Source organism: Thermoanaerobacter ethanolicus JW 200, assembly GCF_003722315.1.
In the GTDB taxonomy this organism is placed as follows: Bacteria; Bacillota; Thermoanaerobacteria; order Thermoanaerobacterales; family Thermoanaerobacteraceae; genus Thermoanaerobacter; species Thermoanaerobacter ethanolicus.
Genome location: NZ_CP033580.1, coordinates 2,596,287 through 2,621,509, shown reverse-complemented (window position 1 = coordinate 2,621,509; position 25,223 = coordinate 2,596,287). Strand labels below are relative to the sequence as shown.

The window sequence follows — 25,223 nt, the reverse complement described above, 5'->3', positions numbered from 1 at the left end:
TCGATGCTTTATTAATGTTATAATTAAAATATATCGTAATTTTATAAAGAGGTGATTTGGATGTCAAAAAAAGAAATAAAACTTGGCTTTATAGGGCTTGGCTTTATTGGGACAATCCATTCTATAGCTTGTTTTTCAATGCCTTTAATATTTAAAAACCTTCCTTTTGAAGTGAAACTTGGACCTGTGTACAAGAATAACATAGAAGATATACCACATTTTTTTGAAAAAGGTGTAAAAAGTATTGAAGAAATGTTGGAAGAGGGTGGCCTTGATGCTGTCGACATATGTACCCCTAATTACCTTCATTATGAACAGGCGATGAAAGTGATAGAAAAAGGCATTCCATTATATCTTGAGAAGCCAATAGGAGTTAACGGCAAAGAAGCCTATGAAATAATGGAAAAGGCAAAAGAAAAAAGGATAATACATCAAACAGCTTTAATGTATAGGTTTATGCCCGCTGTAAACCAGGCAAGAGACATGATAAAAAATGGAGAGATAGGTGAAATTTTAAATTTTAAGGCGTTGATGCTTCATTCGGGCTATATGGACCCTAAAAGGCCTATGTCCTGGAAAATGAAAAAAGCTACTTCTGGTGGTGGAGCAATAGTTGACATGGGGATACACCTTGTGGATGCAGTAAGATTTATGATGGGAGAAATAAAGTCTTTAAGATCAAATTCTAAGACATATTTTAAAAAAAGGCCTGTATCCAAAGGCTCTGAAATTTATGAAGAAGTGGATGTAGATGACTGGACAAATGTAGAAATAGAAATGAAAAATGGAGGATGGGGAAGTATCGAAGCCTCAAGGATATCTGCCGACCTTGAGGAGGAGACTCGATTTGAAATATACGGTACAAAGGGCTCAATAAAAATATCTACAAAACATCCTCGTTATGCTGTATTATATAAAAAGCAAGATAATATCCAAATAATTGGCGATTACGATAAAAAAAGCAAATTTAGCGAGTATGTGGAGTCAATATATCCTACAGAAAAGTATTCTCTTGGATGGATGGTAGATTTACACATGGCAAGCCTTATAAATTTTTTTACAAATATAGTAGAGGATAAAATTGTATTTAGTGAGACACCCACTTTTGAGGAAGCCTACAAAGACCAGGTTATTTTGGATAAAATATTATTATCAGCTGAAAATAATGGGAAAGTTATTAGTAATCTAAAAGATTAGTTGTCAGTATATTATTCAATCAATAAGATAGGGGTAGTAATAAGATGAAAATTACAGTAAAAAAAGAGTTTTTGAAAAGAATGGAGCAATTACTTAAAGAAGAGTATGAAGATTTTTTAAAGGAATACGACAAAAAGTCTCAAAAAGGCTTAAGAGTGAATACATTAAAAATCGGTGTAGAAGAGTTTAAAAAAATTGTTCCTTTTGAGATAACCCCAATTCCTTGGTGTCCAACTGGGTTTTATTATGATAAAGAAGAAAAGGCGGGCAACCATTTGTACCATATTTTAGGACTTTACTATATTCAAGAGCCGACAGCGATGGCAGTTGTGGAGGTGTTAGACCCTAAACCAGGGGAAAAGATTCTCGATGTAAGTGCAGCGCCGGGAGGTAAAACCACCCACATAGCTACGAAAATTGGCGATGAAGGAATAATTGTTGCTAATGAAATAGATAAAAAAAGAATAAAAGCACTGGTGGAAAATGTAGAGAGAATGGGAATAAGAAATATTGTCATAACAAATGAAACTCCTGAAAAGTTGGCTACCGCATTTGAAGGATATTTTGATAAAATTTTGGTAGATGCTCCTTGCTCAGGAGAGGGAATGTTTAGAAAAGACCCTACAGCAAGGAAAATTTGGTCTTTAAATAATGTCATGAGTTGTTCTATTACACAGAGAAATATTTTGCGAAGTGTAGCTCCTTTATTAAAAAAGGGAGGCATTTTGGTTTATTCTACCTGTACTTTTGCTCCTGAGGAGGATGAAGGAGTTATAAAAAAATTTTTAGAAGAACATCCTGAATTTGAAATTGAAGAAAGTGAGATTAGCAAATTCTTTGACAGAGGGCATCCCGAATGGGTTGAAGGTCCTGAAGATTTAAAAAAATGCATGAGATTATGGCCACATAAGGTGAGAGGAGAAGGACATTTTATTGCGAAACTGAGAAAAAAAGAGGAAGAAGAGCCAGACTCTAGATTTAAAAAAACAAAAGGCAGAAAAAAGCAAAAAGAATTACAACTATTTTACGATTTTGCTGATAAATATCTTAATTTAGACTTAGATAATCTAAATATTGAAGTGCATAATGATTTTGTTTACCATGTACCAGAGGGTTTACCGGATTTGAGTAATATAAAGGTATACAGATACGGTTGGCAGTTAGGGGAGCTTAAGAAAAACAGGTTTGAGCCTTCTCACTGGTTGGCAATGGGAATTAAAACTTTACAAGCTAAAAGACTTTTGGAACTTGAAAGAGAACAAAAGGAAAAATATTTAAAAGGAGAAACTTTTGAATTGGACTTAGAAGACGGCTGGATTTTTTTTACTATAGAAGGGTTTCCTGCGGGATGGGGCAGAATTGCAAAAGGGGTAGTTAAAAATTATTATCCTAAGTGGCTTAGAGATATAGAAGTATGGGAGGAATGAAATGATTAGGTGTTTATCATATTCACAAGGGGAAATTGTCAGTATTTCCCCTAATACTATTACAGAAAAAATTAACAATAAAAATCTTTTATGGGTTGATTTAGAAAACCCAACTGATTCTGAAATCAAAATATTAAGCGATGTTTTTAAGTTTCATCCTCTTACTATAGAAGATTGTCTCCATAGGAAGCAGCGGTCTAAAGTAGAAAACTACAAAGATTATTACTTTATAGTAATGAATGTTTTTAAAGGGAGAAAATTGGAAGAGGAATTTAGAATTTCAGAAATTTTTCTTTTTGTTTCTCAAAATTATATTGTTACAGTTCATTGGGGTAATATGGAAGTTGTGAATACTGTTTATGAAAAAGCAAAGAGCGCAGCGAATATTTTTGAGAGAGGAATTGATTTTTTGCTTTATAATCTTGCAGATGAAATTATAGATGATTATTTTCCTATTGTAGATGAAGTGGGAAATAAAATTGATGAAATTGAAGCAGAAATTTTTGAAAAAGAGAGTAAAGAAATTCAAAGTAAGATATTTCTTCTAAAAAAGAACATGTTGAAATTGAGAAAAATCATAACAGCGCAAAGAGAGGTTTTAAATACGCTTTTAAGGCATGACTTCGTTATAATAAAAGAAGAAAACAAATTGTACTTTATGGACGTTTATGACCATATAATGCGCTTGTTTGACTTTATTGATACTTACTATGACCTTCTCACTGGTACTTTAGACCTTTATATGTCTTACATATCAAATAGAATGAATGGGGTTATGAAGACTCTTACAATTATAGCGACTATAATTATGCCTCTAACCCTTATTACTGGTATCTATGGGATGAACTTTAAAAATATGCCTGAACTTAATACAGAATATGGTTATTTTGTTACTCTGGCGGTTATGGGAATTATAGCTTTTGTAGAAATTTTGTATTTTAAAAGAAAGGGATGGTGGTAATAAAAGCCTAAATATTAGGGGCTTTTATTTTTTTATGCTTTAAAATTTCAAACTTGAGGGAATAATATTTTTAGCACTAAATTGCAGTGAGGGAGTTGACATACTATGGAGTATGTGTTGATAGGAGCTATCTTGCTTTTAATAGCCGCGTTTGTTGTACATATTTCAAAAAAGCCTACATGGGGTAAGGAAGATTCTATAGGAGATTTCGACGATATTATTTTAAGTTCGGAGGAAATGGAAAAACATGCAGCAGAACTAGCGCAGAATCACAACATAATGAAGAGAACTAAATTATCCTATTTGCTAATTCCGCGGATGAATAAAAACTACAACTACATAAAGAATGTTTACAGAAATTTGAACAGCATTTTAAAAGAAGAGGATGTCTATATTTCTCAAGAAGAGGAGTGGTTGTTAGATAACTTTTATATAATCGAAGAGCAAGTTAAGGAAATAAGGAAAAGTTTGTCAAAAAGTTATTATTCGGGGCTTCCAGGGCTTAAAAATGGTTTATTCAAAGGTTACCCAAGAATATATGCTATAGCCTTTGAGCTAGTTCTTCACACTGATGGGAAAATTGATGAAAAAGCCATAATTAATTTTATAAAGGCTTATCAGACAAAGGCTTTGCTTTCCAGCTCTGAGCTGTGGGCTTTAAGCCTTATGATACGTATTGCTTTGGTGGAGAAAATAAAAAAGATTTGCGAGAAAATTGTAGAAACTCGCCACCAAAGGGAAAAAGCAGAAAAGATACTCACATTGCTTTTGGAAAAAGAAATGAAATATGAAGAAGTGAAAAAGCTTATAAGGAACAATATCAATGTTGCAGACAGATTCCCTCTACAATTTATTGAACATTTGGTAAGTAGACTTAGAAAAGAAGGGAGTAATTCTGTTAATGTCATACAGTCTATAGAAAAAATTTTAATGGAGTATGATACTAGCATTAACGATGTAGCAGAAAAGGCTCATCAAATACAGGCAAAAAGGCAAATTTCTATAGGCAATGCTATTACCAGTTTAAGAACTGTTTCCTCTCTCGATTGGGAACAAATTTTTGAAAGTTTGAGTTCCGTAGAGCAAGTTTTGAGGCAAGACCCGGACGGTACATATCCTAAGATGGATTTTGAATCAAGAGATTATTACAGACATGAAATAGAAAAAATAGCTAAATATTATAATACTTCAGAAACTTATGTTGCTAAAAAGGCAATTGAATGTGCAAAAGAAGTGACAGAACAAGAGGGAAAACTAGGATATATAAACCATGTAGGATTTTACCTTGTAGGCAAAGGAAGAAGTATTCTTGAAAATAAGCTGAGTAACAAATCAAAAAGGACAATAAGCTGGGGAAAAATTGCCAAAAAATCTCCAGAGACTTTGTATGTAGGTTTAATTTTAATCTTCCTATTGGTAGAGGAGTTTTTTGCATTAAAATATATAGCAAATTTTTCTAATAAATGGGGGCTATTATTTATCTCTGGTGTAATTCTTCTAATACCTTTTAGTGAAATGTCAGTTCAATTAGTAAATTGGATTTTAGTGCATATTTTTAAGCCAGTAGTATTGCCAAAAATTGAGTTAAAAGAAGGTATTCCTGAAGATGCTAAGACAATGGTAGTTATTTCTTCTCTTTTGCCAGATGAAAAAAGGACAAAAGAGCTGATTGAAAATCTTGAGGTGTATTATCACGCCAACAGAGAAAAGAATTTGTATTTTGGCTTATTAGGGGATTTTAAAGACGCTCCTTTTGAGGTTATGTCGGAGGATGAGAAGATTGTAAAGTGTGCTTTGGAACAAATTGAAAAGTTAAACGAGAAATATTCTAAAAACGGCGAAAAGATATTTTACTATTTCCACAGAAAAAGAAAATACAATCAAATGCAAAAAAGCTGGATGGGCTGGGAAAGAAAAAGAGGAGCTCTTGTCGAATTTAATGAACTTTTAAGAGGGAAGGAAGATACGAGTTTTTATGTAGTTAGTGGAGATGTTGCCAAACTAAATATAAAATATGTAATAACTTTGGATGCAGATACAAATTTGCCTATTGATACTGCTAAAAAATTAGTAGGTACTATGTTGCATCCCTTAAACAAAGCAGTGATTGACAGAGATTATGGTGTAGTAGTAGAGGGATATGGACTATTGCAACCTAGAATAGGCATTGATATAGAAAGCGCAAATGCTACACTGTTTTCTAAAATCTATGCTGGAGAAGGCGGTATAGATCCATATACTACAGCAGTATCAGATGTTTATCAGGATTTGTTCGGAGAAGGCATATATACAGGTAAAGGAATATACGATGTAGATGTATTTAGAGAACTTTTAAGAGATACTATACCGGATAATTCTATTTTAAGTCATGACCTTTTAGAAGGGTCCTTTGTGCGAACCGGTCTTGTCAGTGATATAGAATTGATTGATGGCTATCCTGCTAAATACAATTCCTATATCATGAGACTGCACAGATGGGTAAGAGGGGATTGGCAGTTATTGCCTTATTTGAAATCTAAAATAAAAAATAGAAAAGGAGAAATGGTAAAAAACCCCCTTTCTTTAATAACTAAATGGAAAATTATGGACAACCTAAGAAGAAGTGTTGTTTCAGTTGCCTTGATGTTAATGCTATTTTTAGGATTTAGCCTTTTGCCGGGAAGCAGTTTTTTATGGTTAGGGGTTGCGATTTTAACTGTATTCTTCCCCATTCTACCTGCTTTAGTTGACACTATTTTTAAAGGCCAGTTCAGACACTATTGGGAAAAAAGACATAAAGCCGTGATAACAAGCATAGAAGCCGCTTTTTATCAATCATTACTTAATTTTGTGTTTTTACCCTATCAAGCTTATATGATGGCAGATGCAATAGTTAGAACACTGACGAGACTGTATATAACTCGAAAGAATTTATTAGAATGGGTTACGGCTGCTGACATGGAGAAGCGACTTAGAAATGACTTTGCAAGTTTTTTTAAAAGAATGTGGATAGTTTTAGTAGAGGGATTAGCATTAGTTGCATTAGTTATGTATTTTAAACCCCAAGATTTAATTGGGGCAATAGTGCTTTTTTTCCTTTGGGCAATTTCTCCCTACATTGCTTTTTATATAAGCCAGCCAATAATTTCAAAAGAAAAAACTGTGTCACATGAGGAAATGGAGGAATTGCGCTTAATAACGAGAAAAACCTGGAGATTTTTTGAAGACTTTGTGACAGAAAGCCAGAATTATCTACCACCAGATAATTTTCAAGAAGACCCGCCTAATGGGATTGCGGAGAGAACGTCACCTACAAACATAGGACTTTACTTGGTTTCAGTAGTTGGAGCAAGAGATTTAGGCTATATAACCACAACTGAGATGGTAGAAAGAATCAAAAAAACCATCACTACAATTGAAAAAATGGAAAAATGGAACGGCCATTTGTACAATTGGTACAATACGAGGACTTTAGAGCCTTTAAGGCCCTATTATGTGTCTACTGTCGATAGCGGAAATTTAGTAGGTTATTTGATTACAGTAAAGGAAGCAATAGGTGAATTTTTAAATAAACCTCTTATAGATATTGAATTGGCAAAAGGCTTAAAAGATACTATCAAAATGTTGGATATAGAAGGAATTACTGAAGATATTTTTAGAAACATTTTAAATAAAAAAACTTTAATGCCATCTGATTGGGAGGTATTCTTAAGTAAAATTAGTGAGAAACTTTCAAGTACAGAAGATGAGGTAGGAAATATTGAAAGGTTAAAGAATATAATTGGGGCTTTAAAAAGGGAGATGAAAGAATTTTTAGCATGGACAGAATTTGATGAAAGACAGAAAGAGCAAGAAATTTTTAAAAGATATAAGGAGGTTTTTGAAGAACATTCATCTCCAAAAGAATTGGAAAAAGTCTATAAAAACTATTTATTAGAAATAGAAGAAGTTTTTGAAAAAGCTACAGAAGAGGAGAAAGCTTTGTTAAAAAGTCAAAAAGATAAAGTTGCCCAGGCTCTGGAGAAAATTAAAAAGTTGGAGGCAGAGATTGAAAATATAAAGAGTACAATTGAAAATTTGGTAGAAAAAACAGAGTTCAGGCATTTGTATGACGAAAAAAGACAATTATTCTCAATAGGGTACAATGTTGAAGAGGAAAAACTTACAAAGTCTTATTATGATTTGTTGGCTTCGGAAGCAAGGCAAGCAAGTTTTATTGCTATTGCAAAAAGAGAAATTGATAAAAAACATTGGTTTAAATTGGGCCGGATGCTTGCCATTGAAAATCGTTATAAAGGCTTGGTATCTTGGTCTGGAACGATGTTTGAGTACTTTATGCCCCTTTTAATAATGAAAAATTACCAAAATACTTTATTGGATGAAACTTATGCCTTTGCTGTAAGAGTGCAAAAAAATTATGCTAAAGAATTAGGAATTCCATGGGGTATATCAGAGTCCGGATTTTACGCTTTTGACATAAATTTGAATTATCAGTACAAAGCTTTTGGAGTCCCAAGTCTAGGTCTTAAAAGGGGATTATCCCACGACAAAGTAGTAGCTCCTTATGGGTCTTTGCTGGCTATTGGAGTAGATGTAGAAGGGGTGCTACAAAACATAAGGTTCCTTAAAAAAGAAGGAGTTGAAGGGAAATACGGTTTTTATGAAGCGATAGATTATACACCAGAAAGAGTTCCTTTTGGCAAGAAAAGTGCGATAGTCAAAAGCTTTATGGCTCATCACCAAGGTATGGCTTTTGTGGCTTTAGACAATTTTATAAATAACAATATAATGCAAAAAAGATTTCATAAAGACCCAAGTATAAAAGCTACTCAAATATTATTACAAGAAAAAATGCCAATGTATTTAGATATAACGAGGGAAGAAAGAGAAGAAGCAAGAAAAATTCAAAAAGTTCGCAAAGAAGATGGAGACTTTGTAAGGGTTTTAGGAGAATCAAAAACTTGGCTGCCAGAGGTTCATATTTTGTCAAGCGGAAGATATTTTGTAATGCTTACAGAAAAAGGGACAGGATACAGTAAAAATAACAAAGGTATTTTCTTGACAAGATGGAGGAAAGACTTGGCGCAAGATTTTGGTACCTTTATATTTGTTCAAAATATAAACTCTAATACTGTATGGTCAGCCACTTACGCTCCCTTTTACGAAAAAGGTCAGAATTACAGGGTTGTTTTCTCTGCAGATAAAGCAGAATACTTTAAAAGAGTTGGAAATATAGATACTCACTTAGAGATAGTCGTTTCACCAGAGGATGATGTGGAGATAAGGCGATTGACTTTAAAAAATCATAGTAAACATCCGAGAATATTAGAAATTACAAGTTTTGGAGAAATAAGCTTAATAGATTTGCCAACAGATGTGGCACATCCTGCTTTTAATAAACTTTTTGTAAAAACAGAATTTTTAAAGGAAGAAGATGCAATTTTAGTCTGCAGAAAGCCAAGGGAACAAGGAAAAAGTAAACTATGGGCTGTGCACAAGGTAGCAGTTTTAAGTGGAGAAATTGTGGGAGATACTCAGTTTGAAACTGATAGAGCAAAATTTATAGGAAGAGGAAGAAGTCTAAAAAATCCAATTGCTTTAGAAGCTGATCAGCCCCTTTCCAATACAGAAGGAGCAGTCCTCGATCCTATTGTAAGTTTAAGGAAAAGAGTAAAAGTAATGCCAGGGGAAGTAGCAAAAGTAGTATATATTTCTGCAATAACTGAAACTAAAGAAGAAGCCATAAAAATTGCTGCAAAATACAAAGAGGAAAATGTAGTAGAAAGAGCTTTTGAAGTGTCGTGGACAAGAAGTAGGGTAGAATTAGATTATCTTAATTTAAAACCCAGAGAATTAGGCCTTTTGCAAAGAATGTTGGCTCACATTTTATTTGTGAGTCCTCAGCGTAAGCTTAGAGAAGAGATGATTTTGAAAAATGTAAAAGGTCAATCTGGTCTGTGGGCATATGGGATTTCAGGAGATTTGCCAATTGTGTTAGTAGAGATAGAAAAGATGGAAGAAATAGAAATGGTAAAGTGGTTTTTAAAAGCTTATGAATATTGGAAAATGAAAGGGATAAATGTTGACCTTGTGATATTAAATAAAGATAAAAGCGGTTATCTACAGCCCTTACATGATAAGATAAAAGAATTAATTAATACTACCTTTTCTTATGACATTTTTGGCAAATATGGAGGCGTATATTTGTTACAGCAAAATAATTTAAAAGAGGAAGATGTATATCTTTTAAATACTGTTGTTGCCCTTAAGTTTGAAGGAGGAAATGAATCTATTTACGACCAGATAATGATTAAAGAGACAAAAAACGCTCCAAAACTTAAAAATCGGGTCAAAAAAGTACAAAATTTTGAAGAAATCAAATTAGAGGAATTACCATTAGATTATTACAATGGTTTTGGAGGATTTAGCTATGATGGCAAAGAGTATATCATAAAGTGGGAAGGCAAAAGTACTCCTGCTCCTTGGATAAATGTGATTTCCAACCCTTCTTTTGGCTTTCAGGTGTCAGAAACAGGAGCAGGGTATACTTGGGCAGAAAACAGCAGGGAATACAAATTGACTCCATGGTACAATGACCCTGTTTTAGACCCCCATGGAGAGGTAATTTATTTAACAGATGAGGAAACAGGGGACAGATGGTCAATTACTCCTTTACCTGCTGGTAAAGCAAAAGTTCATTATATAAAACATGGTTTTGGGTATACTTCATTTGAAACAATATGCTGTGGTTTAAGCCAACACTTAAAGATATTTGTAGCAAAGGAAGATTCGATAAAAATAAATTTAGTTACCATCAAAAATTTGGGAAATGAAAACAGGAAACTTACAGTAACTTATTATATAAGGCCAGTTTTAGGAGTAACTGATGAGATTACTTTTCCGTATCTATTTACAAAGTACGATGAAAAAATAGGAGCATTAATGATTAAAAATGTGTACAATGAAGATTTTGCTAACAGATTAGCATTTTTGTCAGCTTCAGAAAAGATATATTCATTTACAGGCGACAGGGCAGAGTTTATAGGAGTTGCTTCAAGTTTAACTTCACCCCAAGCATTGGAATATGAGACTCTCTCAAATTCTACAGGAACATCATTAGACCCCTGTGCTGCAATACAATTTCATGTAGAAGTAAAAGCTAAAGAAGAAAAGCAATTTACAATCTTATTAGGACATGGTAAAAACGAAGAAGAAGTAAAAAGGTTGATTTTAAAGTATACAAATGTTGAAAATTGTCAGAATGAATTGCGAAGAGTCCAAGAATTTTGGCAAGAGCTTCTAAGAAGGATACAGATTAAAACTCCTGACAAGTCAATGGATTTACTTGTAAATGGATGGCTGCCTTATCAAACAATTGCGTGTAGATTGTGGGCAAGGTCAGCTTTTTATCAATCGGGAGGAGCTTATGGCTTTAGAGACCAATTGCAGGATGCTATGAATATGGTATATCTAGAGCCAGAATTTACAAAAAATCAAATAGTCAACGCTTGCCAGCATCAGTTTGTTGAAGGAGATGTGCAACATTGGTGGCATCCTGTATTAAATAAAGGTATAAGGACAAAATTTGCCGATGACTTGTTGTGGCTTCCTTACGTCACAGCTGACTATATAGAAAAGACAGGAGATTGGTCTATACTGGACATAGAAGTAAATTACTTAGAAGATTTGCCTTTAAAAGAAGAAGAGGAAGAAAGATATTCAACACCTCGTATATCTGAAACAAAAGGTACAGTATATGAGCATTGCATAAGGGCTATAGACTATTCGTTAAAATTTGGAGAACATGGTTTGCCTTTGATGGGGGCTGGCGACTGGAATGACGGAATGAATAAGGTAGGAAACAAAGGAAAAGGGGAAAGTGTATGGCTTGGCTGGTTTTTGTACACTATTCTTCAGAAGTTTTCGCCCATATGTCAAACTAAAAAGGATGAAGAACATGCAAAAAAGTATCAAGAAATAGCTAATAAATTAATAAAAGCTATAGAAGAAAATGCATGGGACGGAAGTTGGTACAGAAGGGCTTACTTTGACGATGGGACACCTTTAGGATCTGTAGACAATTCAGAATGTAAAATTGATTCCATATCTCAATCTTGGTCTGTTATATCTAAAGCGGGAAAAGAAGTAAGAGTAAAAGAGGCAATGAAGGCTGTTGTAAATTATTTGGTCAATGAGGAAGAAGGGATAATAAAGCTTTTAACCCCTCCCTTTGACAACGGGGATTTAAATCCGGGGTATATAAAAGGATATGTTCCAGGAGTTAGAGAAAATGGGGGTCAATACACCCATGCGGCAGCATGGGTAATACTCGCCTTTGCAGAGCTAGGAGAAGGAGATAGAGCATGGCAACTTTACAACATGATAAATCCTATAAATCACACCAGGACCCCTATTGAGTGTATGAAGTATAAAGTAGAGCCCTATGTCATGGCTGCAGATGTGTATGCGGTAGAACCTCATGTAGGAAGAGGAGGTTGGACGTGGTATACTGGCGCAGCAGGTTGGATGTACAGAATAGCAATTGAGAACCTCTTGGGTTTGAAAAAATATGGAGAAAAACTTATAATAGACCCTTGTATACCAAAAAATTGGGATAAATATGTGATAGAATATAACTATAAGAATACGAAATATCTAATAGATGTAAGAAATCCCAATGCTGTTAACAAAGGTGTAAAAGAAGTATATATAGATGGGGAGCTTGTTACAGATAAGACTATTGATTTAACAAAGAAGGGAAATAGTCATCAGGTTTTAGTGGTAATGGGATAATAAGAAGCTATGACGACTATTGTCATAGTTTCTTATTATCATTTTGCTTTAAGTTACAATCTTAACTAATGCTTAACAATTTGTACACAAATTTTTAATAATTTTGTGATATAATTTCCACACTATGTAAAATGGAGGGTTGAGACTGCTATGATGATAGAGCTAAAAAACGTCACAAAAGTTTATGGTACTCGTAAAGCAGTAGATAACATAAGCTTTTCTGTCGATAAAGGAGAAATAGTTGGTTTTTTGGGGCCCAATGGTGCTGGTAAAACTACCACTATGAAAATGATAACAGGATATATGCCTCCTACCAGCGGTACTATAAAAATTGCAGGATATGATATTGTTGAACAACCGATAGAGGCAAAGAAACATATTGGTTATTTACCAGAGGTACCTCCTTTGTATTTAGATATGACCGTAGAGGCATATCTCCATTTTGTAGGAGGTATAAAAGGTGTTCCTCCAAAAAAGAGAAGAGAAGATGTTGAACGAATTATACATGAAGTTGGTTTGACTGATGTGAGAAAAAGGCTTATAAAAAACTTGTCTAAAGGTTATAAACAAAGGGTTGGACTTGCACAAGCAATCATAGGAGACCCTGATGTTTTGGTATTAGATGAGCCGACAGTAGGTCTTGACCCTAAGCAAATTAAAGAAATAAGAGATATTATAAAAGAGTTAGGGAAAAAGCATACAATAATTTTAAGCACTCATATATTGCCAGAAGTTAGTATGGTATGTGACAGAGTTATTATAATAAATAAAGGGAAAATTGTTGCAATAGATAAGACAGAGAATTTATCAACTGCATTGCAAAATTCAAGGAGATATTTTATAAAAGTGGAAGGGCCTTATGAAGAAGTAGTAAACAGTGTAAAAGAGATTGAAGGAGTAACTAATGTAGAAGCAGAAGTTGATTCAGATAATACGATAAAGTTGACAGTGGAATCTTCTGCTGATAAAGATGTTCGAAAAGATATGTTTTTTGCTTTTGCCAAAAAAGGCTTTCCAATATTAGAACTTAAAATGCTAAATTATAGTCTTGAAGAAGTATTTTTAGAACTTACAACAGAGGAGGAAAGTTACGATGAAAATGTGGGAAATACTAAAGAGGGAGCTTAAAAGCTATTTCTTTTCCCCCCTTGCCTATGTGCTGCTAGGATTTTATCTTTTGATATCTGGATACTTTTTTACAACCTATGTGTTATCTACTCATTATGCTATATTAACTCCAATCTTAGGTAGTATGGTCACTGTTTTTATGTTTATAAGTCCTATTTTGACAATGAGACTTATTTCAGAGGATATGAAGACGGGAACAGATCAACTTTTACTCACGTCACCCGTTACAGTTACTGATATAGTGATTGGCAAGTTTTTTTCTACAGTGTTTGTGTATTTAGTAGCACTTGTAATAACTTTTTTATACCCCATTTATCTTAAATTGTATTCTTCACCAGATATGGGTTCTATCATAGCAGGTTATATTGGAGTGTTTCTAATAGGAGTGACTTTTATATCAATAGGGCTTTTTGCTTCTTCACTTACAGAAAATCAAATGATAGCTGGAGTAATTGGATTTGCTTTAATTCTTGTGCTTTGGTTGATTAGTTGGCTAGGAGACGTGTTTAGTGGAAAAGCAAAAACTATTTTTCAGAATCTGTCTTTCTTTGACAGGCTAAATAATTTTCTAAATGGATTAGTGAATTTAAGTGATGTAGTCTTTTTCATAAGTGTAATTATATTCTTTATTTTCTTGACAATTCGTGTTGTAGACAAAAGACGTTGGAGTTAGGAGGAGAAAAGATGAATAATATAAGGCTAAAGTACGGGACTAATGCTTTTATAATGACAGCTCTTTTACTGGCTATTTTAATATTGGCAAATGTCATAGTCACGCAAAAGCCTGTCAAGTGGGATTTGACTAAAAACAAGCAATATACCCTTTCTGACCAAACAAAACAAGTTTTGAAAAGTCTAAAAACAGATGTAACTGTCTATGCCTTTTTCAAAGAGGGTACTACTTCAAGAGACATGGTAAAAAGTTTGTTAGATCAATACAGAAATGTTTCAAAGAGAATAATTGTCCATTTTGTAGACCCAGATAAGGAGCCGGCAACTGCTCAAAGATATGGAATTACGGATTATGACACAGTGCTTTTTATTGCAGGAAGTGGTGCTAATGAAAAAAGACAGATAGTAAATTCTTATGATATTTTTGGCATGGGTAGTCAGCCTAATACTGCTACTTTTAATGGAGAAGAACAGTTTACACAGGCTATAATTGATGTTACACAGCCTAAAAAATTAAATGCGTATATTCTTCAAGGACATGATGAATTAAACAGTATTGACTATTTGGTGACTTTTAAAAACGCTTTGAGAGGAGAAGGATATAATGTAGAAGATTTAAATATAGGACAGGCAGGAGGAATACCAAAAAATACAGACTTATTAGTTATTGTTAACCCAAGAAGAGACTTTACTGACAAGGAAATGGCTGCTTTAAAAGAATACTTTGACAAAGGCGGAAAAGCAATCATTGCAATGGGGGCAGAATATGGGCCTTTGACTCAAAAATCTGTAAATGAGCTTTTGTCTACTTGGGGTGTAAAATTTGACAATGACGTTGTAGTAGATCCAGGAAGGAATTATTTTATGGACCCGCTTTCTCCAGTTCCTCAGTACAAATTTCATACTATAACTAATAAATTGGATTTATCAAACTTGTACGTTGTAATGCCAATGTCAAGAAGTATTTCTTATCCTGATAAACCAACAGAAAATATAACTATAGAGCAATTGCTTTCAACCAGTGATAAAGCTTGGGGTAAAACCGATTTTAACTCAAAAGATGCTAATTTTCAAAAAGGTGATATCAAAGGTCCTTTAAGCTTAGGCTTAGCTATATCCGATTCAAAGACAGGAATGAAGATTGTAGCTATTGGAAGTAGCATGATGTTTACTGATAAAATAATTACATTGGAAGCTAATAGAGACTTTTTAATGAACAGTGCTAACTGGTTAGCGGATAAGACAACACAGATTTCTATACGTCCTAAATCCCTTGAGTTTAATCAGATTTTCCTAACCGGCAAACAAGCTGCTATACTCTTTTATACCACAGTTGTAACTATTCCACTGGTAATGTGGATAATTGGAGGATACATGTGGTATAGGAGGAAGACATTATGAAGATTTTTAAAACCACTATTGTTTTGCTGGTAATATTCGCTGTTCTTTTTGGCTACTATTTTTATGAAAGTAAGACCAATAAACCTGTTAAAGAAGACAACAAAATTTTTACCTTCAAAAATAACGATGTAAATTCTTTAAAAATAGAAAAAGAAGGGAAAACTTTAATTGATTTTAAAAAAGAAGGCGATACATGGTTTATAAAAGAACCTATTGACTACAAAGCAGATAGCATTTATGTTGATGAATTATTAGACAGCTTGACATCTCTCACTTTTGATAGAACGTTAGAAGGTGATTTATCCACTTATGGTCTTGACAAACCTTCTTATGCGATAAAAGTATCTTTGAAAAATGGAAAAAGCTATTCACTTTTTATAGGTAATAAATCTCCTGTAAAAGAAAATTACCAAGAGGGTTATTATGCAAAAACTGATGGAGATAAAATTTACAGAGTCAATGCTTCTTCTTTAGAGAATTTCTTTCTGACAGATGATTACGTATATAAATATATGGAAAAATTTGTAGTGTCTATTCCAAAGAATGAAATAACTAAATTAGTTTTCTACCAAGATGGAAAAGAGTATCAAATACAAAAAGGTGAAAAAGATAACTGGAAAATTGATGGGAAAGCTATTAAAGCTGATGATGTGGACAATCTCTTAGACGGAATAGTGTTACTTCAAATTAGTGGATTAGATGAAGGAAAAAATATTTCACAAGCAGATCAACCTTTTGCTTTTGATGTGTATGGCAAGGACAAAGTAGAAAAAATAAGCTTTGCTAAAAGAGATGCAGAAAATAAATATGTGCTTGTTAATGGACATTGCATAGGACAATATGTAACTTTGAAAGACATAAAAAATCTGCAAGATACTTTTGATAAACTTATTAAGTAAAATTATAGAAAGGCAGAAACTGTATGTTTCTGCCTTAAATTTATACTAAGCTTTTAAATGCAAAGTGCGTTGTAGGAGTATTTAATGTAATTTTTACTGCGAACAGTAAGTAGTTTGAATATGTTGAGTTCCATAGAAGAGTTTAAGGCATAAAAAGGTTTTCGGGGAGTTTAAAAATTTTTATAAATTTTTTTCTCTGTAAAAGAAGGAATTTTAAAAAAGATGTCGAATATATAATATAAAAAGATAGTTACCGATTACATAAATTATTAAAAATATCCTAAAATATCGCATTTATCATGTATGTAACAGGTTTCGAAAATGAACATGAAAAAATAAGTTTGGAGGATAAGTTATGATTTTTAAGAAAAATAGGTGCTGGTATAAAGAGAAAAATTTTTTTAAAAATGAAGGAGGAATTTTTGAAAAAATGTTGAATATATAATTATATAAAGATAGTTACCGATTACATTAAACGATAAAAAATAAGTATATTTGCGATTTAATACTGATGTAACAGATTTCATTAACTAAATTTAAATAAACAGTTGTAGGAATCCCAGACAATACACAAATTACAGGTTTTGGCATTCAGAAGCAAGAAGGAATTTACAAATTCACGTCGAATATTTATATTATACAAATAGTTACCGATTACATATACAATCGGTAAATCATATTAAAATAAGTCTTTGAATCATACGTAATAGATTACAAGGAGTGTGAGTAAATGGCTACAATAAGGGATGTTGCAAAGTTGGCTGGGGTTTCTACAGCTACAGTTTCAAGAGTTTTAAATGAACAGGGAGGTGTGAATAGCGAAACAAAACAAAAAGTTTTGGATGCAATTAAAAAGCTAAATTACAAACCGAACACTATAGCTAAAAATTTTAGACAAAATAAGACTGACACGATTATTGTTGTGATTCCCGATATTACTAACACTTTTTTCTCAAAAATACTTTTGGGTATGCAAGATGTTGCAAATGCAAACGGATACAATGTGCTTTTATGCAATACCAATAATGATGTGGAGAAAGAACTTGAATATATAAGGTTTACAGAAAGAAGAGGAGCAGATGGAATTATCTTTTTAACAGCAAGAGTTAATTATACTAACATTTTGGAATTAACTAAAACTTGTCCAGTAGTTGTGGCTTGTGAATATATAGACAATTTAGACATTCCTACTGTTTCTATCAACAATTTTAAAGCTGCTTATGAAGCTACTGAATATTTAATAAAGCTAGGCCATAAAAAAATTGCTTATATAAATGGTCCTAAAGGTATTGTATTATCCAGAGATAGATTAAGAGGATATAAGGCGGCTCTTGAAAGATATGGAATAGAAATTGATGAAAAACTTATTTTTGAAGGAGACTTTTATTACGAAAGTGGTTATAAACATGCAAAGCAAATCTTAGAAAACGAAGCAACTGCTGTATTTACTGCATCGGATGATATGGCTGCAGGCTTTATAAGATATTGCATAGATAATAACATTAAAGTACCGGAAGAGGTTTCAGTGGTAGGATTTGATAATATTAAATTAGCTTCTATTATAAAGCCTGAATTAACTACTATAGCTCAGCCAATGTATGAAATTGGGACTACTGCAATGGATATGCTTATCAAATTGATTAAAGGGGAAAATGTTGTGAATAGAAATATTGTATTAGAACATCGTTTGATAATAAGGGAAAGTTGTATGAGGAAGTGATAAATATGAATATGAATAAAGAAAATTACATTGTTATAAAGGGTATTACCAAATCTTTTTATAACGTAAAAGCTCTTGATAATGTATCATTTTCAGTAAAAAAAGGCGAAATTCATGCTATAGTAGGTGAAAATGGCGCAGGCAAGTCTACATTGATGAAAATTTTAAGTGGAGTTTATACAAAAGATGCTGGGGAAATATTCATTGATGGAAAAAAAGTAGATATATTAAGTCCAGATCAAGCTCAAAAACTTGGCATAGCCACAATTTTTCAGGAATTTAATTTAATTCAGGATATGTCAGTGGCAGAAAACATTTTTCTTGGAAGAGAGCCAAGGAAGGGACTATTTGTTGATTATAATTTAATGGCAGAAGGGACAAGAAAAATTTTTCAGCGTATAGGTTTTAATGTCAATCCGTATGAATTAGTAAAAAACTTGGGTATAGCAGAACAGCAAATTGTTGAAATTGCAAAAGCGCTTTCTTTAGATTCAAAGATTTTTATAATGGATGAACCTACAGCTGTTTTGACAGATAAAGAGATAGAAAAGTTATTTGCTTTAATGAAATCGTTAAAAAATTCGGGTGTAACTATCTTGTATATTTCTCATCGTCTGAAAGAAATAATTGAAATATGTGATAGAGTTACAGTATTGAGAGATGGAAAATATATTGCAACAAAAGATGTAAAAGATGTGGATGAAAAAGAAATTGTTAAGTTAATGGTGGGTAGAGAGCTGAATGAATTATTCCCTCGGCATGAATTAAGTTCCAAGATGGAACTATTAAGAGTTGAAAAATTAACTAGTGAGAGTGTTAAAGATATAAATTTCAAGTTGTTAAAAGGAGAAATTTTAGGCATTGCTGGACTGGTTGGAGCTGGTAGAACAGAATTAGCTGAAACAATTTTTGGCATTAGAAAAAAATTTGATGGGCAAATATACGTAAAAGGTGAATTAACTGATATCAAATCACCGATAGATGCTTTAAAAAAAGGTATATGTCTTGCAACAGAGGATAGAAAAAGTACAGGTTTGATACTCGAAATGGATGCAAAGTCTAATATAACTATACCTAATTTGGAAAAATATGCAAAATTAAAATTTTTTATTGATAGGAAAAATGAAATTTCGGATGTAACAAATATTGCACGTGATTTAGCGATAGATGTGGGAAGTTTAGTTAAGGAGGTGAAATATCTAAGTGGAGGAAATCAACAAAAAGTTGTGTTAGCAAAATGGATTCTAAAGAATTCTGAAATATATATTATGGATGAACCAACGAGAGGTATTGATATCGGTGCTAAAAGAGAGATTTATTACTTAATAAAAAAACTGGCTGATATGGGAAAAGGGATAATTGTTATATCCTCAGAGATGCAAGAACTTTTAGGGTTATGTGACAGGATACTAGTTATGTGGCAGGGAAAAATTACAGGAGAATTCTATAGGGGAGAAGCTACAGAAGAAGAGATAATGCTATACGCTACAGGATTAGCTGAAAGGAGTGTCCTAGGTGAATAGAGAGTTAGCCAAGAAGAAGACTTTTCACTCTTTCTATCAAAACAATAGTGTTTTACTAGCATTGATTCTTTTAATTATATTAGCTACGTTTGTGAATAAATATTTTTTAACTTTAACAAATATCATTAATATTTTGAGACAATCATCTATTATAGGTATCATTGCTATAGGTATGACGTTTGTTATTTTATCGGGTGGTATAGATTTGTCTGTTGGGTCAGTTCTTGCTTTAATAGGTGGAGTAATACTAACTGTACAAAATTTTGGTAGTGGTATATTCTTGTCAATTGTTATAGGAATATTAGTTGGAATTTTTATAGGATTAATAAATGGGCTTATAATCACAAAAGCTAAAATAGAACCATTTATTGTTACTTTAGGTATGATGACTATTGCGCGGTCTTTAATCCTGTATTATGCAAATGGAGGCAGTGTAAATGGTTCTATTATGGCTTATTCAAATATTGCAAATAGCCGGATACTTTATATTCCAGTTCCAGTATGGATTTTCTTGATAGTATATCTAATTGCATATGTAATACTAGAAAAAACACCGTATGGTAGATACATATATGCAGTAGGTGGAAATGAAAAGGCTACTTTATATTCTGGTATTAATGTTGATAAGGTTAAACTATTTGTATATATGTTTTTAGGCTTTACTGTATCAGTTGCAGCAATGATAGAATCATCACAATTAAATTCAATATCCTCTTCTAGCACAGGTACTTTTTACGAATTGGATTCCATAGCAGCAGTCATAATTGGAGGAACAAAATTATCAGGTGGCAGAGGAAAAATTTTTGGTACTATAGTAGGTGTTTTGATTTTAGGTGTGTTAGCTAATTTAATGAACTTGTCTAATATCTCTCCTTATTTGCAAGGATTTGTAAGAGGTGTAATTATCATAGGTGCGGTTTTACTACAAAAAAAAGAAAACAAATAAAAAGAGGATTAATTTTAATTTAACCGATAGTGATGTGCCAAATAATTTTGAACCCCACTTTCTCCTAAAAACGCTCTTTATGTATTTTAGCATAGAGATAAATGGGGTTCAAATAAAAAATAATACTATAAAAAATAATATCGAGAGGAGGAATTTCAAATGAGAATTGTTAAAGTTTTTTTGGCGAGCTTTTTAGTGGTAAGCTTAGTTTTTAGTATGGTCGCATGTAGTTCAACATCTACAACTACTAATCAACAACAAAATGCAAGTACTCAAAACCAAACTACCCAAAGTGCAGAGCCTCAAAATACAGCATCTGAAAAAACGTATACAATAGGTCTTTCTTTTCCTGCTGCAGACCATGGATGGCTTGGGGCGATCATTCAAAATGCTAAACAAGAAGCAGAACGTCACAAAAATATAAAATATATATTAACTACTGCTGATAACCCCATGAAACAAACTGCAGATATTGAGGATTTAATAACACAAAAAGTTGATGCAATTGTAATGCTTCCAATAGAGTCTGCAGCAATGACGCCTGTTGCCGATAAAATTAAAAAAGCGGGGATTCCTTTAATTATTGTAGATAGGGCTATAAATAGTGAGAATTATGATGTTTATATCGGTGGTGATAATTATCAAATAGGTAGAGAGGCAGGAGAATATATTGCTAAAAGACTAAACGGTAAAGGGAATGTAGTTGTTATTACTGGTGTTCCTTCCTCAGTTACTACAGAAAGGACACAAGGCTTTAATGATGTTATAAAAAATTATCCTGACATTAAAGTAGTTGCAATGCAACCTGGGGATTTTCAAAAAGAAAAGTCTTTTAATGTGATGCAAAATATATTACAGTCACAACCAAAAATAGACGCTGTTTATACAGAAGATGATGAAATGGCATTAGGGGTTATCCAAGCAATTAAAAATGCTAATAGAGAAAATGAAATGTTTGTTACAGGAGTTGGTGGCAATAAACAAGTTTATGAATTGTTAAAAAACCACGATAAATTAATGGCTGCTACTTTTGTATATGCTCCTACGATGAGTGGAAGTGCTGTAAGATTAGCTGTAAATTATCTTGAGGGTAAAGGATTAAGCGAATTATGGGAGAAAACAATACCGAGGAAAATTATACTTGATGCTCCCACAGTAACATCGGAAAATGTAGATAAATTTTATGATCCCAATGCTAATTATTAATAGTTGATATTTAATAGTTAAAGGGGTAGGTTTTTATTAACCTATCCCTTTAAAGCAAAGTAAAAAGGAGAAAAAGTTAGGGATTAGAAATGGGCAAGAATTTTAGCACGAAAATAGATTTAGAAATCTATTTTCATTCCTGGTTGTGCTTGCTTAAGCATGGATGGTTAACTAAAAAATATATGTCTTATATGTCTTATCTAAATAAAAGAGGAGGAACTCATCGAATGAAACTGGGTTTTGTAAGCGCAATATTGGAAGAATTAAGTTTTGAGGAAGTTATAGATTTTGCTTCGCAAAATGAGTTTTCATGTGTGGAGATTATGTGTTGGCCCAAAGGAGAAGCTGAGAGACGATATGCAGGAGTGACTCATATAGATGTTTCTGATATTGATGAGGGAAAAGCAAATTATATTAAGAATTACCTCAATAAAGCAGGTATAGAAATTTCAGCGTTAGGATATTATCCTAATCCTTTAGATCCCGATCCGGAAAAGCGTGAATTTTATATAGAACACATAAAAAAAGGAATAAAAGCGGCAAATAAACTTGGCATAAAAAATTTCAATACTTTTATTGGAAGAGATCAAACTAAAAATGTTGAAGAAAACTTAAAAATGTTTGTAGAGGTATGGAAACCAATAATCAAATTCGCTGAAGAACACAACGTGAGAGTTTTAATTGAAAATTGTCCTATGCTTTTTACAAATGACGAATGGCCTGGTGGGAAAAATTTAGCAACCACTCCTGCTATATGGCGAAGAATGTTTGAACTTATTCCAAGTGAGAATTTTGGGTTAAATTACGATCCTTCACATTTTGTATGGCAACAAATGGATTATATAAAGCCATTATATGAGTTTAAAGATAAGATACATCATATACATTTTAAAGATACTAAAATTTTTAAAAATAAATTGGATGAAGTTGGAATTCTTGCAACACCTCTCGAATATCAATCACCAAAAATTCCGGGTCTTGGCGATATAGATTGGAAAAAATTTATATCAGCGCTTTATGACATAAAATATGAAGGTCCTGCTTGCATAGAAGTGGAGGATAAAGCTTTTGAAGATTCTTTAGAGCATAAAAAACGTGCATTAATAATGAGCAAGAATTATCTAAAACAATTCATTGTATAATTTTACGAAACTTGCATTTCATGAGGTTAAATTTTCTTAGAAAATATAGCTAACAAAAATAATAAAGGTGATGAGAAGAATGAGAATTGGCGTTGACCTTGGAGGCACTAACATAGCTGTTGGATTAGTGGATGAAGAAGGACGTATAGTAGCTACAGATAGCAGACCGACAAAACCGGAAAGAGGTTATGAGGCGATTGCCAAAGACATAGCGGATATAGCTTTTGAACTTATTAAGAGGAGTAATCTAAGTGTAAGTGACATTAAGTCAATGGGAATAGGAGTCCCGGGTGTAGCAGATAGCGAAAAAGGCATAGTAATACGAGCGGTGAATCTCTTTTGGACAAAAGTTCCCCTTGCAAAAGAAATAAGAAAATACATTGATTTGCCAATATATATGGGCAATGATGCAAATGTAGCGGCTTTGGCAGAGGCGATATTTGGCGCTGGTAAAGGCTCAAAGTCCTCTATCACGCTTACTTTAGGTACAGGAGTAGGATCTGGCTTTATTCTCGACGGCAAAATATACAACGGTGCTCATCATTTTGCACTTGAGCTTGGACACATAGTGATAGGAGACAATGGTGTAAGGTGTAACTGTGGTAAGATTGGATGTTTGGAAACATATGCTTCAGCAACTGCTTTAATAAGAGAAGGGAAAAAGGCGGTAGAGAAGAATCCCAATTCTCTTATTTTAAAATTTGCAAATGGAGATATAAACAGCATAACGGCTAAAAACGTAATTGATGCTGCGAAGCAGTATGATGAAGACGCCATGCGAATTTTCAATGACTACGTCAAATACTTAGCTATTGGAATTGTAAATGTGATAAACATGTTTGACCCTGAAGTGATAATATTGGGTGGCGGAGTTGCAAATGCAGGGGATTTTCTCATAAAACCTCTTAAAAAAGAAGTGTCAGAAAATATTTTATTCAAAGACCTTCCTTATGCTGACATAAGGAAAGCAGAGCTTGGAAATGATGCAGGGATCATCGGCGCTGCCATATTAGATTAAATTAGGGTAGAGGAGGAGATGTAAAAAATGAGAAAAATAAAGGTTGGAATAATAGGTACGGGTTTTATAGGACCTGCACATATTGAGGCTTTAAGAAGATTAGGATTTGTAGAAGTAGTAGCAATTGCAGATGTTAATCAAGAGGTAGCAAAGCAAAAAGCAGAGTTATTAAATGTAGAAAAATATTACGGTGATTACAAAGAATTATTGAAAGATCCAGAAATAGAATCAGTTCATGTGTGTACTCCCAATTACCTCCATTATAAAGTTGCTAAAGATGCTTTATTGGCAAACAAACATGTAATATGCGAAAAGCCTTTAGCTATGAATTCTTCTGAAGCTGACGAGCTTATTAAAATTGCAAAAGAGAAAAAACTTGTGAATGCGGCACATTTTAATTTAAGATTTTATCCTTTAATGCATCATGCAAAAAAAATGATAGAAGAAGGTGAATTAGGGCAGATTTTTGCAGTAAATGGTTCATATCAGCAAGATTGGCTTTTTTATGATACAGATTTTAACTGGAGACTTTTGCCTGAATTTAGTGGAGATTCTAGAGCGGTTGCAGATATAGGTTCCCATTGGTTGGATCTAATCGAATTTGTTACAGGAATTAAAGTAAATGAAGTGTGTGCGGATTTTGCAACATTTTATCCTATAAGGAAAAAACCACTAAAACCTGTTGAAACCTATGCAGGGAAATTGTTAAGTCCAGAGGATTATGAAGAAGTAAAGATTGAGACTGAAGATTATGCTACAGTACTCTTAAAATTTAATAATGGAGCACATGGATCAATGACTGTAAATCAGGTTGCAGCAGGACGAAAAAATAGATTATATTTTGAGATTTATGGTTCTAAAAAGTCTATAAGTTGGGATTCAGAGAGACCTAATGAACTTTGGATTGGAAGAAGAGATGGGACTAATGAAATTTTAATGAAAGACCCTTCGTTATTAAATCCTTATGCTAGAGAAATAACTAGTTTCCCTGGAGGACATAACGAAGGTTTTCCTGATACTTCTAAACAGATGTTTAAAAAAGTTTACAAATATATACTTCAGGATGGTCATCTTAAAGGAGAAACTCCTGATTTTCCAACTTTTGAAGATGGACGTCGCGAATTATTCTTATGTGAACAAATAGTGAAATCTGCAAAAGAAAATAAGTGGGTTGTAATTGAGTAAAATCGATTAGGAGGGAGGCGAATCAT

15 protein-coding genes are annotated in these 25,223 nt (G+C 33.0%); all 15 read left to right on the top strand.

Features of this window, described 5'->3' with window-relative positions:
- Positions 1-60: 60 nt before the first annotated feature.
- Positions 61-1,197: a Gfo/Idh/MocA family protein gene (locus EB239_RS13010; RefSeq protein WP_003870605.1), complete on the top strand. Its 1,137-nt coding sequence runs from the start codon at positions 61-63 to the stop codon at positions 1,195-1,197.
- Between the two features lie 44 nt (positions 1,198-1,241).
- Entirely contained in the window at positions 1,242-2,624 is a 1,383-nt protein-coding gene (locus EB239_RS13005) for an RsmF rRNA methyltransferase first C-terminal domain-containing protein (RefSeq protein WP_003870606.1), read from the top strand.
- A 1-nt stretch (position 2,625) separates the two neighbouring features.
- Complete coding sequence (gene corA, locus EB239_RS13000; RefSeq protein WP_003870607.1) at positions 2,626-3,585, top strand: magnesium/cobalt transporter CorA; 960 nt, start codon at positions 2,626-2,628, stop codon at positions 3,583-3,585.
- 105 nt (positions 3,586-3,690) lie between these two features.
- Positions 3,691-12,357, top strand: coding sequence for a GH36-type glycosyl hydrolase domain-containing protein (locus EB239_RS12995; protein ID WP_003870608.1), 8,667 nt, complete (start codon positions 3,691-3,693; stop codon positions 12,355-12,357).
- 150 nt (positions 12,358-12,507) lie between these two features.
- Positions 12,508-13,485: an ABC transporter ATP-binding protein gene (locus EB239_RS12990; protein ID WP_003867490.1), complete on the top strand. Its 978-nt coding sequence runs from the start codon at positions 12,508-12,510 to the stop codon at positions 13,483-13,485.
- The gene (locus EB239_RS12985) at positions 13,451-14,158 is read left to right on the top strand and encodes an ABC transporter permease (RefSeq protein ID WP_003870609.1); all 708 of its coding nucleotides are present in this window, start codon (positions 13,451-13,453) and stop codon (positions 14,156-14,158) included. Before EB239_RS12990 ends, EB239_RS12985 begins: the two co-directional genes overlap by 35 nt.
- A gap of 11 nt (positions 14,159-14,169) precedes the next feature.
- Positions 14,170-15,558: a GldG family protein gene (locus tag EB239_RS12980; protein WP_003870610.1), complete on the top strand. Its 1,389-nt coding sequence runs from the start codon at positions 14,170-14,172 to the stop codon at positions 15,556-15,558.
- Entirely contained in the window at positions 15,555-16,457 is a 903-nt protein-coding gene (locus EB239_RS12975; protein WP_003870611.1) for a DUF4340 domain-containing protein, read from the top strand. The genes EB239_RS12980 and EB239_RS12975 overlap by 4 nt, the downstream gene beginning before the upstream one ends.
- A gap of 730 nt (positions 16,458-17,187) precedes the next feature.
- On the top strand, positions 17,188-18,177 hold the full coding sequence (locus EB239_RS12970; RefSeq protein WP_003870612.1) for a LacI family DNA-binding transcriptional regulator: 990 nt from the start codon (positions 17,188-17,190) through the stop codon (positions 18,175-18,177).
- 5 nt (positions 18,178-18,182) lie between these two features.
- Entirely contained in the window at positions 18,183-19,700 is a 1,518-nt protein-coding gene (locus EB239_RS12965; RefSeq protein ID WP_003870613.1) for a sugar ABC transporter ATP-binding protein, read from the top strand.
- Complete coding sequence (locus EB239_RS12960; protein WP_003870614.1) at positions 19,693-20,646, top strand: ABC transporter permease; 954 nt, start codon at positions 19,693-19,695, stop codon at positions 20,644-20,646. Before EB239_RS12965 ends, EB239_RS12960 begins: the two co-directional genes overlap by 8 nt.
- A 159-nt stretch (positions 20,647-20,805) precedes the next feature.
- Entirely contained in the window at positions 20,806-21,852 is a 1,047-nt protein-coding gene (locus EB239_RS12955; protein WP_003870615.1) for a substrate-binding domain-containing protein, read from the top strand.
- Positions 21,853-22,079: 227 nt separating this feature from the next.
- Complete coding sequence (locus tag EB239_RS12950; protein ID WP_003870616.1) at positions 22,080-22,994, top strand: sugar phosphate isomerase/epimerase family protein; 915 nt, start codon at positions 22,080-22,082, stop codon at positions 22,992-22,994.
- Positions 22,995-23,073: 79 nt separating this feature from the next.
- Complete coding sequence (locus EB239_RS12945) at positions 23,074-24,012, top strand: ROK family protein (RefSeq protein WP_003870617.1); 939 nt, start codon at positions 23,074-23,076, stop codon at positions 24,010-24,012.
- 27 nt (positions 24,013-24,039) lie between these two features.
- Positions 24,040-25,197 carry a Gfo/Idh/MocA family protein gene (locus EB239_RS12940; RefSeq protein WP_003870618.1) on the top strand — a complete coding sequence of 386 codons (1,158 nt, stop codon included), beginning with the start codon at positions 24,040-24,042 and terminating at the stop codon, positions 25,195-25,197.
- Positions 25,198-25,223 lie beyond the last annotated feature (26 nt).

Coding starts and splice junctions, on each gene's coding strand:
- EB239_RS13010 (WP_003870605.1), top strand. CDS start 61: ATGTCAAAAAAAGAAATAAAACTTGGCTTTATAGGGCTTGGCTTTATT.
- EB239_RS13005 (WP_003870606.1), top strand. CDS start 1,242: ATGAAAATTACAGTAAAAAAAGAGTTTTTGAAAAGAATGGAGCAATTA.
- corA (WP_003870607.1), top strand. CDS start 2,626: ATGATTAGGTGTTTATCATATTCACAAGGGGAAATTGTCAGTATTTCC.
- EB239_RS12995 (WP_003870608.1), top strand. CDS start 3,691: ATGGAGTATGTGTTGATAGGAGCTATCTTGCTTTTAATAGCCGCGTTT.
- EB239_RS12990 (WP_003867490.1), top strand. CDS start 12,508: ATGATGATAGAGCTAAAAAACGTCACAAAAGTTTATGGTACTCGTAAA.
- EB239_RS12985 (WP_003870609.1), top strand. CDS start 13,451: ATGAAAATGTGGGAAATACTAAAGAGGGAGCTTAAAAGCTATTTCTTT.
- EB239_RS12980 (WP_003870610.1), top strand. CDS start 14,170: ATGAATAATATAAGGCTAAAGTACGGGACTAATGCTTTTATAATGACA.
- EB239_RS12975 (WP_003870611.1), top strand. CDS start 15,555: ATGAAGATTTTTAAAACCACTATTGTTTTGCTGGTAATATTCGCTGTT.
- EB239_RS12970 (WP_003870612.1), top strand. CDS start 17,188: ATGGCTACAATAAGGGATGTTGCAAAGTTGGCTGGGGTTTCTACAGCT.
- EB239_RS12965 (WP_003870613.1), top strand. CDS start 18,183: ATGAATATGAATAAAGAAAATTACATTGTTATAAAGGGTATTACCAAA.
- EB239_RS12955 (WP_003870615.1), top strand. CDS start 20,806: ATGAGAATTGTTAAAGTTTTTTTGGCGAGCTTTTTAGTGGTAAGCTTA.
- EB239_RS12950 (WP_003870616.1), top strand. CDS start 22,080: ATGAAACTGGGTTTTGTAAGCGCAATATTGGAAGAATTAAGTTTTGAG.
- EB239_RS12945 (WP_003870617.1), top strand. CDS start 23,074: ATGAGAATTGGCGTTGACCTTGGAGGCACTAACATAGCTGTTGGATTA.
- EB239_RS12940 (WP_003870618.1), top strand. CDS start 24,040: ATGAGAAAAATAAAGGTTGGAATAATAGGTACGGGTTTTATAGGACCT.